The sequence below is a fragment of the Deinococcus metallilatus genome (assembly GCF_004758605.1).
In the GTDB taxonomy this organism is placed as follows: domain Bacteria; phylum Deinococcota; class Deinococci; order Deinococcales; family Deinococcaceae; genus Deinococcus; species Deinococcus metallilatus.
In genome coordinates, this window is sequence record NZ_CP038512.1 from 2,274,168 (window position 1) to 2,289,556 (window position 15,389).

General features: G+C 70.2%; 15 protein-coding genes. 11 read left to right on the top strand and 4 right to left on the bottom strand.

All coding sequences use genetic code 11. The features are described 5' to 3' along the window. Positions 1 to 22 precede the first annotated feature (22 nt). From trxB to E5F05_RS16950, 3 genes are all read right to left on the bottom strand, one after another. Entirely contained in the window at positions 23 to 1,012 is a 990-nt protein-coding gene (gene trxB, locus E5F05_RS16940) for a thioredoxin-disulfide reductase (protein ID WP_129119804.1), read from the bottom strand. 289 nt (positions 1,013 to 1,301) lie between these two features. Continuing rightward, complete coding sequence (locus E5F05_RS16945) at positions 1,302 to 1,874, bottom strand: winged helix-turn-helix domain-containing protein (RefSeq protein ID WP_164973523.1); 573 nt, start codon at positions 1,872 to 1,874, stop codon at positions 1,302 to 1,304. Between the two features lie 106 nt (positions 1,875 to 1,980). Beyond that, positions 1,981 to 4,284, bottom strand: coding sequence for a putative bifunctional diguanylate cyclase/phosphodiesterase (locus E5F05_RS16950; RefSeq protein ID WP_164973524.1), 2,304 nt, complete (start codon positions 4,282 to 4,284; stop codon positions 1,981 to 1,983). 784 nt (positions 4,285 to 5,068) lie between these two features. Between E5F05_RS16950 and E5F05_RS16955 the strand changes: the two genes are divergently transcribed. Together E5F05_RS16955 and E5F05_RS16960 are read left to right on the top strand one after the other, a co-directional pair. Next, positions 5,069 to 7,066 (top strand): ABC transporter permease, encoded by a 1,998-nt coding sequence (locus tag E5F05_RS16955; protein WP_164973525.1) that lies wholly within the window; start codon positions 5,069 to 5,071, stop codon positions 7,064 to 7,066. Then, on the top strand, positions 7,067 to 7,981 hold the full coding sequence (locus E5F05_RS16960) for an ABC transporter permease (RefSeq protein WP_129119808.1): 915 nt from the start codon (positions 7,067 to 7,069) through the stop codon (positions 7,979 to 7,981). It begins immediately after the preceding gene. Between the two features lie 192 nt (positions 7,982 to 8,173). Here the strand turns inward: E5F05_RS16960 and E5F05_RS16965 are convergent, their stop codons facing one another. Then, on the bottom strand, positions 8,174 to 9,154 hold the full coding sequence (locus E5F05_RS16965) for a LysR family transcriptional regulator (RefSeq protein WP_129119809.1): 981 nt from the start codon (positions 9,152 to 9,154) through the stop codon (positions 8,174 to 8,176). A gap of 130 nt (positions 9,155 to 9,284) precedes the next feature. Between E5F05_RS16965 and E5F05_RS16970 the strand changes: the two genes are divergently transcribed. The 9 genes from E5F05_RS16970 (at position 9,285) to lepB (ending at position 15,388) form a co-directional block, all read left to right on the top strand. Continuing rightward, positions 9,285 to 9,578, top strand: coding sequence for a hypothetical protein (locus E5F05_RS16970; RefSeq protein ID WP_129119810.1), 294 nt, complete (start codon positions 9,285 to 9,287; stop codon positions 9,576 to 9,578). A gap of 77 nt (positions 9,579 to 9,655) precedes the next feature. After that, complete coding sequence (locus E5F05_RS16975; protein ID WP_129119811.1) at positions 9,656 to 11,011, top strand: LysM peptidoglycan-binding domain-containing protein; 1,356 nt, start codon at positions 9,656 to 9,658, stop codon at positions 11,009 to 11,011. 80 nt (positions 11,012 to 11,091) lie between these two features. Then, the gene (locus tag E5F05_RS16980; RefSeq protein ID WP_164973526.1) at positions 11,092 to 11,382 is read left to right on the top strand and encodes a ribosome-binding factor A; all 291 of its coding nucleotides are present in this window, start codon (positions 11,092 to 11,094) and stop codon (positions 11,380 to 11,382) included. A gap of 56 nt (positions 11,383 to 11,438) precedes the next feature. Further along, positions 11,439 to 11,795 (top strand): acyl-CoA thioesterase, encoded by a 357-nt coding sequence (locus E5F05_RS16985; RefSeq protein WP_425322073.1) that lies wholly within the window; start codon positions 11,439 to 11,441, stop codon positions 11,793 to 11,795. Between the two features lie 45 nt (positions 11,796 to 11,840). Continuing rightward, positions 11,841 to 12,317 (top strand): NUDIX hydrolase, encoded by a 477-nt coding sequence (locus E5F05_RS16990; protein ID WP_129119814.1) that lies wholly within the window; start codon positions 11,841 to 11,843, stop codon positions 12,315 to 12,317. Positions 12,318 to 12,453: 136 nt separating this feature from the next. Beyond that, positions 12,454 to 13,911: a M1 family metallopeptidase gene (locus tag E5F05_RS16995; RefSeq protein ID WP_241687207.1), complete on the top strand. Its 1,458-nt coding sequence runs from the start codon at positions 12,454 to 12,456 to the stop codon at positions 13,909 to 13,911. A gap of 81 nt (positions 13,912 to 13,992) precedes the next feature. Beyond that, the gene (locus tag E5F05_RS17000; RefSeq protein WP_129119815.1) at positions 13,993 to 14,310 is read left to right on the top strand and encodes a PadR family transcriptional regulator; all 318 of its coding nucleotides are present in this window, start codon (positions 13,993 to 13,995) and stop codon (positions 14,308 to 14,310) included. Then, positions 14,307 to 14,645, top strand: coding sequence for a hypothetical protein (locus tag E5F05_RS17005; RefSeq protein ID WP_129119816.1), 339 nt, complete (start codon positions 14,307 to 14,309; stop codon positions 14,643 to 14,645). Before E5F05_RS17000 ends, E5F05_RS17005 begins: the two co-directional genes overlap by 4 nt. Beyond that, positions 14,642 to 15,388: a signal peptidase I gene (gene lepB / locus E5F05_RS17010; RefSeq protein WP_129119817.1), complete on the top strand. Its 747-nt coding sequence runs from the start codon at positions 14,642 to 14,644 to the stop codon at positions 15,386 to 15,388. Before E5F05_RS17005 ends, lepB begins: the two co-directional genes overlap by 4 nt. The last annotated feature ends 1 nt before the right edge of the window (position 15,389 follow it).

Sequence of the window (15,389 nt, forward strand, 5' to 3'; positions counted from 1 at the left end):
CCTTCCCGCCCGCCTGGCCGGTTCAGTCGGCAGCGGCGTCGCTGTCGCTTTCGAGTTCCAGCGCCGCCAGCGCACGCTCGGCGCTCATGGCGGCCCGGGTCCCCGCGCCCACGCTGGTGGCCAGCTGGCGGTACACGTAGTCGCTGACGTCACCCGCCGCGAACAGCAACGGCACGCTGGTGTAGATCTCGTCCGTCACCTCCACATAGCCGTCCGGGCGCAGCTTCACCGTGTCCCGCACGAAATCGGTGTTCGGCACGTGTCCGATGAAGATAAAGACGCCGTCGGTGGGCATCTCCGTCGTCTCGCCGGTCTTGAGGTTCTTCAGACGCACACCCGTGACGTGCTCCTCGCCCTGAATCTCCTCGACTGCCGTGTCCCAGATGAACTTCATCTTGGGGTTGGCAAAGGCGCGGGCCTGGGCAACTTTGTTGGCGCGCAGGGTGTCGCGGCGGTGGATCAGCGTGACCTCCTCCGCGAACTTGGTCAGGAACATCCCTTCCTCGACGGCCGCGTCGCCCCCGCCGATCACGACTACCTTCTTGCCACGGTAGAAGAAGCCGTCGCAGGTGGCGCAGGTCGAGACGCCCTTGCCCCAGAAGTGTTCCTCGCCGGGGATGTCGAGGCGCTTGGGGTTGGCACCCGTCGCCAGAATCACGCTCTTGGCGCGGTAGGTGCCGCCGTAGCCGGTGACCGTGAAGGGGTAGGCATGCTCGCGGTCGTCCTCCGCGTGCAAGATGGCCTCCACCTCCTCCATCTCGATCCGGGCGCCGAACTTCTCGGCCTGCTGCACCATGCGCTGCGCGAGTTCCATCCCGTGAATCGGCTCGGGGAAGCCGGGGTAGTTCTCGACCTCCTCCGTCTGCGCGATCTGGCCGCCCGGCAGGCCCTTTTCCAGCACCAGGGTGCTGAGGCTGGCGCGGCCCGTGTAGATGGCCGCGGTCAGCCCGGCTGGGCCGCCACCGACGATCACCACATCGTAATCCTGGGGATGCTGAGAGGCGCTGGTCATGCACGAAGCGTACCACCGGGCACATTCGGGGATGGTCAGGCAGGCACACTTTGTTTTTTAAAGCATCACGGGGCCAGCCCTGGCTTTTGAATGGCAGGGCATACTGGGCATAAGGAGGCACTATGCGCAGGAGAACAGGCACCAGGTTGGTGGCAATCTTCGCGCTTCTATTGGGTGGGGCGTTCACCGCCTGCCGCGGCCCTGCCCAACTCGACACCTCCAGTCTGCCCGTCATTCATGACGAGAGCCAGACCACCGAAAGCTTCCCGCCTGCCTGCCCCAACAAGATTCAGGGCCCATTCACCCTGCACTGTGACGGACAGCAGGTGACATTGACCGGCGCGAGCGGACAATGGACGGAAAGCTTTGACGGCCAGGACTCCCTGACGGCTCTGAACGCCTCCTTGGCCGCCTTGTCGCTCTTGACGTGTCGGGGACGCGGTTGTTGTAGCGAGAAGCCTGCGGCTCGCATGAGCTCGTAGGTCCGGGCGATGTGCACCGTTTTCCCTAAGCGCTCCTTCAGCCACGCCTGTACCTTCGGGCCGTCCCAGGGACGACCCTGGTCCAACGCCTCGCGCAACTGGGCTGCCAACTCCTGTTGCTCAGCCGCAGTCAGCAACGTCGGGGCACCTTGATTCAGGGGGCGTCCGTCACGCAACCCCGCCAGGCCCAGCTTGTGGTAACGCTGGATGATCAGCCGCGCCGCGCTGGCCGAGTACTTGGTCAGCTCCAGGGTGTCTGCCTCAGACTTGCCCTCATAGCGGAGGGCAAAAAACTGAGCACGACGGCGTTCAACCGCACAGGTGCTGGCTCGGTAGATCGCCCAGAACTCGGCAGCGGAGTGCTGAAACTGGATCGGCAAGTGGAACTTTTGGATACCACCATTCTACAGGAACTAATCGGAATCCGTATGAGGGGTTGACCGGGTCAGGGCTTCCAAAACCGGACGTTGCACTTGCCCTGCTGGGTCAGCGGTCCAGTCCCGTTTCCCGCGCCAGCCGCGCGCCCTGGGAGCGGCCCAGCCAGGCGCGGACCTCGGCGGCGGGGAGCGGGGCGGCGAAGAAGTAGCCTTGGGCGGTCGGGCAGCCCAGGTCGCGCAGGGCTTCCCACTGCCGCGCGTTCTCGACGCCCTCCGCGATCAGGTCGAGGCCCAGGGTCTGCGCGAGGGCGATCACCACCCGGATCACGGCCACGCTCTCCCCTTCCGCCTCCAGGCTGGCCACGAACGAGCGGTCGATCTTCAGGACATCCACGGGCATCCGCCGCAGCAGGCTCAGGGACGACTGCCCGGTGCCGAAGTCGTCCAGCGCCACCCGCACACCCAGGGCGCGGAGCTGCGCCAGTTGTCGTGTGGCGCCCGGCACGTCGCGCACCACCGCGCTCTCGGTCAGCTCCAGTTCGAGGCAGTGCGGGGGAAGGCCCGCCGTCCTCAGCGCCCCCAGCACCACCTCGGGAAAGTCCGGCTCGCCCAGCTGGCGCGCGGACACGTTGACCGCCACCCGCTCCAGCTCCAGCCCATCCGCCCGCCAGGCCGCGAACTGCGCGCATGCCTCGCGCAGCACCCAGGCCCCGATGGGCACGATCAGGCCGGTGTCCTCGGCCAGCGCGATAAAGGGCCCCGGGGGATGCAGTTCCCCGCCCCGCCGCCAGCGCAGCAGCGCCTCGACGCCGACTGCCCCCCGCCCGGCCCGGATCTGCGGCTGGTAGTGCAGCTCGAATTCCCCACGGGCCAGGGCCGCGCGCAGCGCCTGTTCGAGGTCCAGTTCGCGTGCCGCCGCCAGCATCTCGGGGCTGAAGGTCTGGTAGCCGCTCCGCCCACCTGCCTTGACGCGGTACATCGCCACGTCGGCATGCTTTTGCAGGGTGACGCTGTCCGCGCCGTCGCGGGGAAAGACCGCCATGCCCACGCTGGCGGTCACGACCAGCGGGCGGCCCGCGACCTGAAAAGGCGTGTCCAGCACCTCCAGCAACTTCCGGGCGTGCTGGCCCGCGTCCCCGGCCCGGGCGAGGCAGGGCAGCACCACCAGAAACTCGTCGCCGCCCTGCCGCGCCAGGGTGTCTACCGGCCGCAGCGCCTGCCGGAGCCGCTGTGCGACCGCCACCAGCAACTGGTCCCCCACGTCGTGCCCCAGGGAATCGTTCACCGCCTTGAAGCGGTCGAGGTCGAGAAACAGCAGCGCGACGTGCTCGCCCGCTGCCCGCGCCCGCCCGATGGCCTCGGCCAGCCGGGTTTCGAGCAGGGCGCGGTTGGCGAGGCCGGTCAGCGGGTCCTGGGAAGCGCGGCGCGCGAGTTCGGCGGTCAGGCGGCGGTTCTCGTGAAAGGCCAGGTTCTGCCGCAGCACCACCGCCAGCGTCACCAGCGCCGTGCCGAAGAGGTCCCCGTAGGTGCGGAGCGTGAAGGTGCCGCTCTGCCCCAGCAGCAGCGAGAAACACAGGACGATGGCGACGTAGGGACTCAGCGTCGTGGTCTGCTGCGGGAACGCCGCGCCGCTCACGCCCGGCCGCGCGACCCCCAGCAGCGCGGCGAGGCCCAGCCCGCTCAGGCACAGCGCGAACGTGAGGTCGGTGGCCTGGGCCGCCGGGGACCCCGGCGCGGGCAGCAGCGCCGCGTAGCCCACATCGCCCACCAGATTGGCGAGAAAGGCCAGATAGAAGCAGGTGATGGCCGCGCGGGCCAGCGGCACCCGCGCCTGAAAGGCGATCAGCAGCACCAGGCTGATCAGCAGGGCGTCTTGCAGCGGGTAGGCGAGATTGACCAGCACCTCGCCCAGCCGCGCACTGGATGCCGCGACCGTCCCGGCGTACACGAAATGCCACAGCCCCACGAAGACCGTGATCACCACCGTGCCGATATCCAGCAGCAACCGGACGAGCTGCGGTCCCCGGGGGGGCCGGAGCAGGCCGAACATCGCCCACGCCATCAGCGGCGCGAACAGGATGTAGAAGCCGTCCGCCCAGGAGAGCACGGGCGGCTCGGCCTCCGGCAGGAAGAACCCGTACAGCGCAATCACCGCGTCGCCGAGTGCCCAGGTGCTCAGGGCCAGCGCATACCGCTGCCAGGACCTTCTGGCCTTCCCCGGCGCGTGACGGGCGGCCCACCACGCACAGGCCGCACTGGTGGCACTGACGGGCAGCGTTTGCAGCTCCCCCAACCCGGCAGGCAGCGGAAAACCCGCCAGGCGCAGCCATGCCGTGAACACGAAGAGTCCACCCGCTGCCCCCAGCAGCACCAGCAGGGCAACCGGGAGGCGTGGCGGCGGAGGCGGCGACATGGAGTTCACCCCCATCCTACTTCTCCCCGCTCCGTCCTCATGCCGCTCCTGGCATGGACTGTCCCCGTCCCCGGGCCAGAGCACGGAGCTGGACATGGACAAAGGGGGGAGCCGTCTCCGGGCGGAAGAATAATCTTCAGGCTACCGCAGTCGGTGCGACGCGCCGAGCTGTGTTCTAGAACGGTGCAGGGCCACCGCAACGTCCGGTTTTGGGTAGGCTTGCCCTGGTCAACCCCTCAGTCAGCGTTGCTGACAGCTCCCCGGGGGGGAGCCAGGGACGCCGTTTGCCCTCCAGGAGGCCAAGTCTGTCGCCTCCCTTTAAACACCTGATGTGAAATGCGGGACGGGTGGGTAGGGCGCGCAAAACCGTTTTTCTCGTCTGGAATGAGGGCGAGCTTCGCCCGCCACCCCCTCCCCGGCCCTCTGCAAGCAGCTCTACGAGTCCCCCGCAAGGGGGGAGGGAGTAAAAAGCCCATCCCAGACAACAGGTTTCTATTGCGCATCAAGCGTTTTACGGGGAGGTAGCCCACAGAGCCGGAGGGGTAAGGGCCGGACTCGCAGAGCTGCGCAGCAGAGCGGTTAAACCGGGGCTGTGCGAACTCGGCGACTTTGCAGTGACCCTGTAGAACGCCGGGCCAACAGAACCGGGGCGGGCCGAACACGGCGGGCGAAGTGGGTCGCTGGGCCGAACTTGCCTAGACAATGGAGAGCCCCAATTCCGGGAACCATGCCGTCTGGGATCAGGCCCTTCAGACCTGTCCAGTCCGGCCCGTACAATGGCGACGTGACGCATGTTTCTGACTCTCGCCCCTCGCCGGTGGCGGCCAAGATCGCCCTGACCGCGAGCGCCATCGCGGCGGCGGGGCTGCTGCTGTTCCCGCTGGCGACGCTGGGCCGCGACTTCAACGCGGGTGGGGTGCTGCTGCATCTGACCGGCTCGGTGCTCAATCTCAGCACGCAGCGGGAGTTGCCCCTGCCCCCCACCGGCGCGGTGCTGGCCCTGGGCTGGGTGACGCTCGCCCTGCTGGTCGCCAGCGTGATCGGGGCGCTGCGCCGCGCCCGCTGGTTCTGGCTGACGGGCCTGCTGGCCCTGCTCACGGCGGCCCTCGCGGTGCTGCTGCTCGCCTCGGGCCTGAGCGCCGAGACGGCCCGCGTGGTGACCGACACGACGCTGCGCCCCGGCTTCAAGCGGCAACTGCGGAACTTCTATGCCGGGGGCGGCATGAACCTGGGCCTCTTCCTGCCGATCCTGGCGGGGCTGATCACGGCGGGCGCGGGGCTGAGTGCGCGCCCGGTGTGGTGGGAACGCCTCAACCGCCTGCGCGGCCTGCTGGTGCCCGTCGTCGCCATCTCGCTGGCGGTGCTGGTGGGGGCGGTGGTGGTGCTGATCGTGCAGCCCGCCGTGAACGGCAGCGGGGCGCCCCTCTCGCTGTGGGGCGGCTGGCTGGCCAAGAGCGACCTGGTGTACTTCGTGTACTCCACGCTGTTCGCGCCCATCACCGCGCTGAATCCCTTTCTGGACAGCCTGAAGCTCGCCACGCCGCTGATCTTCACCGGCCTCTCGGTGGCGTTTGCCTTCCGCACCGGCCTCTTCAACGTGGGGGCGGCGGGCCAACTGACCATGGGGGCCATCGCGGCGATGCTGGTCGGCGTGTACGGCCCGCCCGCTCTCGGCTGGCTGCTGCTGCCGCTCTCGCTGATCGCGGCGGGGCTGGGCGGCGCGCTGTGGGGCGCGATCCCGGGGGTGCTGAAGGCCCGCTTCGGCTCCAGCGAGGTCATCAACACCATCATGCTGAACTACGTCGCGTCGTCGGTCTTTCTGTTCATGATCGGCAACGACACCTTCCCGTTCCTGGGACGCGAATACCACCTGCCCTTCAAGGCGCCGGGCAACGCCCCCCAGAGCGAGGAACTGCAACAGGCCGCCCGGCTGCCCACGCTGCTGGACCTCTTCAACGTGGGGCAGGGCGGGGCCACGGCCCTGACGATTGCGCCGCTGGTGGCGCTGGCCGCCTTTTTCATCCTCCGGTTCGCGCTGCGGCGGGTGCGCCGCGGCAGTCTCATCGCCTTGGCCGCCGCCGTGGTGCTGGGGGCGCTCACGTGGCGGATCGGTGTTCCCGTCCCCGGGGTCAGCAGCCAGCTCAATGCGAGCTTCCTGGTCGCGCTGGTGTGTGTGTGGGTCTTCGGCGTGCTGATGTGGCGCACGGCGACGGGATACGCGCTGCGGGCGGTGGGCCTCTCGCCCCGGGCTGCCCAGTACGGCGGGATCAGCGTCGCGCGGAACACCGTCCTGGCGATGACGCTGGCGGGGATGTTCGCGGGCCTGGCCGGAACCCATTACGTGAACGGCGGGGCGCTGGACGCCTACCGCCTGCAAGGCAACATCCCGGTGAACGTCGGCTTCGACGGCATCGCGGTGGCGCTGATGGGCCAGAGCACCCCGGTGGGCGTGGTGGCCGCCAGCGTGCTGTTCGGCACCATCGACACCGGCGGCCTGGAAGCCGACCAGCAGCTCGACAAGGTCAACAAGGACATCGTGACGATTCTCAAGGCCCTGATCGTGCTGTTCATCGCCGCGGGCGGGTTCCTCAGCCGCCGCGTGACCGACCCGCCGCCCCCGCAACTGGTGGCCGCCGCCGACCGGACCGGCACCGCCGAAACCGGCCACCTCAGCCCCGCCGGAGCCGCCGAGGAACGCGCCACGCCCGTGCCGAACGTCGGCCGCAGCAGCGAAGTGAATGCCCAGGTGGAGATCCACCGGGAACGCGAGGAGAGCAAGTAAATGGAAGGTCTATTCGCCCAACTCCTGACGACCGCCTTCCTGGCAACCTTTATCCGCAGCGTGGTGCCGCTGCTGCTGACCGCGCTGGGGGGCTTATTTAGCGAGCGCAGCGGCGTGGTAAATATCGCTCTGGACGGCCTGATCATCTTCGGGGCGCTGGCGGGCGCCATCGTGACCTACACCCTCGACCCCACGCTGGGCGCGCTGGCCCCCTGGGTCGGCTGGCTGGCGGGGGCGCTGGTGGGCGGCCTGATCGCCTGGATTCACGCGGTGGTCAGCATCAAGTACCGCGCCGATCAGGTGATCAGCGGCACGGCCATCAACCTGCTCGCCACCGGGGTCCCGTCGGTGATCCTGCAAGCTCTGTACGGCACCAGCACCGAAAGCCCCAAGGTCGCGCACCCGCTGCCGCTGTGGGGCGTGGGCGAGCTGCGCTTCAGCCCACCCGTGTACTTCGCGTTTCTGGCGGTCGCCGTCACCTGGTATGTGCTGTACCGCACGCCCTACGGCCTGCGCCTGCGCGCGACCGGCGAGCATCCCGGCGCGGCGGCCAGCATGGGCGTGAACGTGCGCCGGATGCGCTACAGCGGCGTGATCCTGTCCGGTCTGCTGGCGGGCACGGCGGGCGTGTTCCTCTCGGTCGGGAACCTGGACGCCTTTGTCCGCAACATCAGCGCGGGCCTGGGCTTCATCGCGCTGGCCGCGCTGATCTTCGGGCAGTGGAAGCCGCTGGGTGTGCTGGGCGCCACGGTGCTGTTCGGATTCCTGCAGGCCATCAGCATCACGCTGGGCGGCACCGACCTGCTGCCCCCCACGCTGGTCGCGGCGCTGCCGTACCTGATCACCATCATCGCCCTGATCTTCACCGGCCGCAGCGCCGCGCCCCGGGCACTGGGCAAGCCTTTTGAGGGCTGAGCGAGGAGGTCTTCAGGCAGGCTGGCCGCGCGGCTGGCCTGCTTTTGCGTTGAACGAGGCCGGAAGTCATACGAACTTCAGGTGAGTCGAAGACGAACCTGAGCGGAGCGAGTATAAGAAAATACCGACTTGCGGCGATGGAAGAACATCCGGTGCTTTGTACGGATGTTCTGGAATCAGAGCAAGTTGGTATCAGTTGGGAGCGGCGCTGGGGGCAGGTTCGGCGGCCCGTTCCCGGACCTGCCCGGTCCCCTCCGACATCCGGGGTGTCCCGGCGCTCTGCATCACCGCCTGCATAAAGGCGCGGATGACGGGGAGGGCGGCGCGGTGCGGCAGCACGGCCAGCGCGAGGGGCCGCCGCAGGGGGTCCGGGAGCGGCAGGGCGACCAGGCCGGGGGGCAGCGGCAGCAGCGCCAGTTGCGGCATCACGGTGATGCCCAGGCCGTGCCCGACCATTGAGAGCGTCACGCTGTCCTGCTCGATCTCGGTCACCTCGTTCACCGGCACGCCGTGCGCGGTCAGGGCCGCGCGGACGATCTGGTGACAGGGGTCACGCTGGGGGGGCAGGATCAGCGGCCCGGCCAGCTCGGCCCAGGTGACCGGGTGCTGGCCGCGTGACGCGGGCGCCACGAACAGGTACTCGTCGGAGGGGAGGGGCAGGAGGCGCAGCCCCGGCGCGTCCTCGCCCACGATCAGCCCCACATCCACCTGGCCGGAGCGGATCGCCTGCTCGCCGCAGCACAGCTCCGCATCGAGCACCGTCACGGTCACGCGCGGGTGCCGGACACGAAACGCGGCCAGGGCCGGGGGCAGCAGGTGGGTGGCGGTGGACCGCATGGACGCGACACGCAGCGTGCCCGAGAGCGTCCCTTCCTCCTGCGCGGCCAGCAGGGCGTCGGTCGCGGCCTGCACCGCGCTGCGCGCGTGGATCAGCGCCCGCGCCCCGGCCTCGGTCGGGACCGTCCCGGCGGACGTGCGGCGCAGCAGGGGGCGGCCTGCCAGCGCCTCCAGCCGCGCGACCGCCTCGCTCAGCGTGGACTGCGACACGCCCAGTTCCGCCGCCGCCTCCCCGAAGCCGCCCGCGTCGGCGACGGCGATCAGCGCCCGGAGCTGCGCCAGCGAAGGGGCCAGCGGGGGGGCCTGGACCGGGGACAGCGGGGAGCGGTCAGCCATACCTCCGATTGTAGTCCTGCGCCGGGGCCACTCCATCGGCTGACCCGATGCCCCGCCCCGCCCACGCCTCCCGCGCCCGATGTCCTGTGAGGCCCCCCCAGGCGCACCCTGTGGGCAGAGGAGGTTGACCATGACCCGTCTCCCATTTGCCCCCCTCCCCCCTTTCCCTCAGCCCACCCCGCGCGGCCCCGAGGTCTTCGGCACCCTGATGCTGGAGGTCATCACGCCGGACGGCGCGGTCACCGCCCCCCTCCTGGCCGACTGGGAGGTGCGCGCCTGGCCGGTGGCCCGGCTGGGTGACGCGACGCTGGAAGCCCGCCCGCGCCGCCCAAATCTGGACGCCGCCGACCTCGACCGCGACCTGCGCCGCGCCGGGTACACGCCGCTCGGCCCCTGGCGTGCTGGCCGCCGGAGCGCCCCATAGGCAGGCGGCACCGGGTAAACCCGTGCGTCAGCTTCAGCTCATCTTCAGGTCGGGCGGCCATGCTCCCCTGAACCGTGATGCTCCGCCGCGCCACCCTCCTGTCCCTGCTCCTTGTCCCGCTGCTCACCTTTCCTCAGGCTCTCGCGGCCAGCGGCACAGTCAAGGTCAAAAAGGGTGACACCCTCTACGGCATCGCCCGGCGCACCGGCGTCAGCGTGGAGCGGTTGCGGGCGCTCAACGGCCTGAAGAACAACACCATCCGGCCCGGAGAGACGCTGCGGGTGCAGGGGCCGGTGCCTGCCATTCCCGCCCGACCTGCCCGCAAAGCCACCTCTGCCCCGTCGGGCGGCCTGTACACTGTCCGCCCCGGCGACACGCTGGGCCACATCGCGGAACGCGCCGGGGTGAGCGTGGCCGCCCTGCGCGCCGCCAACGGGCTGAGCGGCAGCCTGATCAAGCCCGGCCAGCGCCTGCGGGTGCCGCCGCGCGGGACGGTTGCCGTGAAGCGGGCTGCTCCCCGTCCCACCACCGAGGTGCGGGTGATTCACGGCTACGTGCGGGTCCGGCCGGGGGAAACGCTGGCGTCTCTGGCCCGCACCTACCGCACCACCGCCGATCACCTGGCCCGGCTCAACCACCTCAGCCGGGCGCAGCGCCAGTTGTATCCCGGCCAGCGGGTGCTGGTGCCCCGGCGCATTCCGGTGCCCATTCCGCCCCGGCCGACCGGCTCGCCCCTCAGCGTCAAGCGGCTGACGCCGCTGCACGTCCCGGTGCAGGTGCTGCGGGTGGACCTGCGCTGGCGCGACGTGCTGGTGGCACCCGTGCTGCCCCGGGCAGGCCTGGGCGTCGGGGTGGGCGCGCGGGTCAGCAGCCTCGCGCGGACGAGCGGCGCGCGGGCGGTCGTGAACGGCAGCTACTTTCACCCGCGCAGCTACGTGCCCGCCGGGGACCTGGTGATGCAGGGCCGCCTGCTCGCCTGGGGCCGCATTCCCGCCGCCCTGGCGATCACGCCCGACAACCGCGCGGCGATCCTGCCCAGCACCACGCCGCTGCTCGGACGGCCGCTGGAGGCCACCTGGCACGGCATGGAAACCGTGATCGCCACTGGCCCCCGCATCCTGACCGGCGGGACCGTGGTCCGCCAGTACGGCAACATCTTCCGTGATCCGGCGCTGTTCGGCCGGGCCGCCCGCAGCGCCGTCGGGCTGAGGAGCAACCGCGACCTGGTCTTCGTGACCACCCACGCCAGGCTCACCACCACCGAGATGGGCAAGGTGATGGCCCACCTGGGCCTGCGGGACGCCCTGCTGCTCGACGGGGGCAGCAGCGCGGGCCTCGCCTGGAACGGCCAGGCCACGCTGGACAGCGTCCGCAAGGTCGCCTACGGGATCGGGGTCTTCACGGGGTACACGGGGCGGCGGTATGCGCGCTGAGGCTGGACTGGCCCCCGCTTCCCGTACCATGCCTCCATGCCGGATGTTCTTTCCGAATGCCGTCCGCCCCGGGGGAGCGCGTGAAACCCGCACAGGTGGAGGCGCAGCTCTCGCGGGTGCTGAGTGAGGCCATCGCGGGATTGCGTGACCCGCGCGTGCCACTGATCGTGACGGTCGAGCGTGTGGCGGTCACGCCCGACTACGGGCTGGCCAGGGTGTACGTGAGCGCGATGGGTGCGGACATGCCCGCCCTGCTGGACGCCCTGACTCATGCGCGCGGGCACCTGCAACGCGAGATCGCGGCGCACGTGCGGATGCGGCGCACGCCTACCCTGGAATTCCGCTCGGCCAGCGAGGGGGGCCTCCCGTGACGGTCCCCCTGGAAAGCCGCAGTGACCTGCGCGTACGCTACGCCGAGACGGACGCGATGGGCGTCGCCCACCATGCCAATTACCCGGTCTGGTTCGAAGTGGGCCGTGGCGACCTGATGCACCGCCTCGGCCTTCCCTACGCCGAGGTCGAGGCGCGCGGCTACTACCTGATGCTGTCGGGCCTGAACGTCGAGTACCGCCGCGCCGCCCGCTACGACGACCACCTGACGCTGATCACGCGCGTGGGCAGCGTCCGCTCGCGCACCCTGACCTTCAGCTATGAGCTGTGGCGCGGTGAGGAACTGCTGGCGACCGGCGAGACGCGCCATATCGCCACCGACAAGAGCTACCGTCCCGCCCGGCTGCCGGAAGACGTGCTGACGCTGCTGGCGGGCGGGGCAGCCGGGGGCTGAATTCCACACCCACCTCCTCCCCCTTCCCGCTAGACTGCCCCCCACATGAGCCACCTGTCGCGCACCCTGCCGATCAAGCGCGCCGCGCACGTCTATCTCGTCCGGGAGAATGAACTGCTGCTCGTCGAGGAACGCATGGACGACGGCAGCATCTTTTACGGCCTGCCCGGCGGCAAGGCCAACCCCGGGGAGAGCCTCGCGGACGCCGCCGTGCGCCAGGTCGCGGTCGAGACGGGGCTGACCGTCACCGACCTGCGCTTTGTCAGCCTGCTCGAAGGCGAGATGCTGACCGGCACCCGCAACGAGTGCTACGCCAACTTCGGGCGCTTCACCGCCACCTTTCACGGCGACCTCGACCCCACCGACCCGGAGGTCGTCGGCGTGAAATGGGTGCCCTTCGCGCAGGTCGAGGGCCTGATCCGCTACGGACCGCCCCCCGAAGTCGAGGAACGCAATCCCCTCATCTGGGTGCCCACCCGCGACTTCCTACGCGGCGAGGCCCGGACGTACTACCCGATCTGAAGCGGCGGGCGACCAGCATCCAGCCACCAGGGAAAACATGCGGGAGCTTCGGCGTCTTTTTGAAGGCTCCGGGTCGGGCTGTTCTGATTGAGGCTGTTCTCATCGAGGCTGTTCTCATTGAGGAAAGGGGGACAAGGTGCCACGCTCCACCGTTCTGCCGGGCCTGCTGATCCTCGCGGGCGTGCTCGCTGGCGGGCCGCCCGCCCCCGCGCAGCCGCTCCCGACGCCCCCACCCGTTTCTGCCGGGGCCGCCCGGACGCTGAACGACCCGATCTTTCCCGGTCTGGGCCAACTGGGGCTGGACGTGCGGCACTACGACGTGGCGCTGACGGTGGCGGAACCCGGCACCCCGGAACTGAGCGGCGCAGTGACCCTCACGCTGGTGGCCACGCGCCCACTGGCCGAGGTGCGGCTGGACTTCTTCGGGCCGACGGTCACAGCCGTGCGCTGGAACGGTCAGGCCGCGCCCTTCCGGATGGAACCGGACACGCAGAAGCTGGTCGTCACGCCGCCCGCGCCACTGCTGCCCGGGCAGGAGGCGCGGCTCACGGTGGAGTACCAGGGCACGCCCGGCGTGATCCTCGATCCCGACTTCAGCACCCCGTTGCGGCTGGGCTGGCAGGCCGTGCCCGCCGGGGAGGGCGGGGCCGGGGCGAACTTCACCCTGAGTGAGCCGCAGGGCACCCATACCTTCCTGCCCACCAACGACCACCCCAGCGACAAGGCGACCTTTACCACGCGCGTGACGGTGCCCCCCGGGTTCACGGCGGCGGCGAGCGGGCTGGAGGGCGCGGTGGTCGAGGGAAGCGGCACCCGGACCTTCGTGTTCACCCAGGCCGAGCCCATCCCGACCTATGCCCTGGCCGTCCACGTGAACCGCTTCGAACGGGTGACGGCTCCGCCCGTCCCGGTGGGCGCGAACGGGGCGCCCGTCGTGCGGCGCGACTACTTCCCGGTGGGGACACCGGACAGCACCCGGAGCGCCTACGCCCTCACGGACGAGATGCTGCGCGTGCTGTCGGGCTGGTTCGGGCCGTATCCCTTCGGGGCCTACGGCGTGGCGGTGGTCACGCCCCCGCTGCCCGCGCTCGAAACGGCGACCCTCTCCACCATGCCCGTCCGCTCCAGCAATGAGCGGGTGGCCGTCCACGAACTGGCCCACCAGTGGTTCGGTGACGCCGTGACCCCCGCCACCTGGGCCGACGTGTGGCTGAACGAGGGCTTCGCCACCTACGCCGAACTGCTGTGGACCGAGGCGCAGGGCGGTGACGGGCAGGCGGTCGCCGCCCACTGGTACGCCATCCTGGCCCAGGGTGGAACGCGGTCCCTGGTCGCCACCCAGGCCGGGCAACTGTTCGACCGCAGCGCCTACCAGCGCGGCGCCCTGGCCCTGCACGCCCTGCGCGCGGCTGTCGGGGACGCGGCTTTCCGGGCCTTTTTGCACGCCTACACGGCCCGCTTTTCGGGGAAGGCCCTGACCACAGCGGACCTGCTGGCCTTCGCGCACGCCCAGGTGGGAGGTGCGGGCGAGGCGGCCCTGCGAACCTGGGTCGAGTCGCCGGGGTTGCCGCCTTTGCCTGTTCCGTCCCACTGAGCGGCGCGCCCACCACCGAACTTCTGCCTCGCCACACCACACTCACACTCTGATATCGAATGCCGATAGTGGAGGCCGGGGATGGACGTGAATCTGTTCAAGGGCAACCTGGACCTGATCCTGCTGAGCGTGCTGGAGCGGGAGGAAGGGTACGGGCTGGAAATCACCAAGCGGGTGGAGGCGCTGACGGAGGGGCACATCACCCTGAACGCGGGGAGCCTCTATCCGGCGCTGCACCGGCTGGAACGCGCGAGGTACCTCGCCGCGACGCTGACCACGCCGGGCCGGGGCGGGCCGCCGGTCAAGACCTACCGGCTGACGGAAGCGGGCCGGGCGGAGCTGCACCGCCGCCGCGAAGGGTATGCAGCCTTTGACCGCGCGCTGCGGAGCCTGTGGTGACCCCGGACCTTCCCCCTGCCGTGACGGCGTACCTGCGGGCCGCGACCCGCCTGCTGCCGCCCGGCACACGGCGCCCAGCGCAGGCCGAACTCCACGCGAACCTGCATCAGGCCATGCTGGACCACCTGACCGCCGGAAAGGCTGAGCCGGACGCCTGGGCTGCCGCGCTGCGCGAGTTCGGCCCGGCCTGGGTGACGGCCCTGGGGCTGGCGCGCACGCACACGCTGCCGCTGCTGTTGCGCTTGTTCCTGACGGCCGGGGTACTGGGCGGGGCCGCCTCCGCCTTGTGGACGCACAACCTCGCCGCGCCCCCAGCCCACGAGGTCCGCCCGTGAAGACCAGGTTGCGCCAGCTCTGGCGCGAGTGGGGCTCCCCGGTCGTCTTCGCGCTGCTGGTCACGCAGTTTGGGGCGACCGCTGTCAAGGTGGACGGGGCCAGCATGATGCCCGCGCTGCGAAACGGCGAGTGGCTGGCGGTGCCCAAAGTGGAGGGCTGGGCGCACCGGGCGGGCCTCGGCACGTACCAGCGGGGAGATGTGGTGGTGTTCAAGCCGCCCCGCGCCGCCGCCTCCGAATGGACGCACGACTACCGGGGCTTCCCCCTGCCCTGGGCCTACCGGCCATACCTCGTCAAACGGGTGGTGGCGCTGCCGGGTGACCGCGTGCGGATGAACCGGGGCGAGCTGTACGTCAATGGGCGGCGGGTGGATCAGGACTGGACCCTTCCCTTCTGGCAAGGGCTGTGCCTGGACCGGAACAGCGTTCTGGCGAACAGCGTGGCCTCGTCCCCAGTGCAGATGGAACAAGCGGAAATCACCGTCCCTGCCGAACACTACTTCGTGCTGGGCGACAACCGCAGTCCCGGCGGCAGTCTGGACAGCCGGGTGTTCGGCCCGGTCGGTGTGGGGGACATTGCCGGGCGGGCGCTGGCGAGCGTGTGGCCGCTGGCCGTGCCCGGGCAGGCCACCCCACCCTGCGACGGGCAGGCGCACCCGGAGCGGCGCGTGACCTTCGGGGGCAAGACTCGCTGGAATCCGAGGATGCTCACGCCGCCTGCGGGGTTAAACGAGCTGCCGTAAG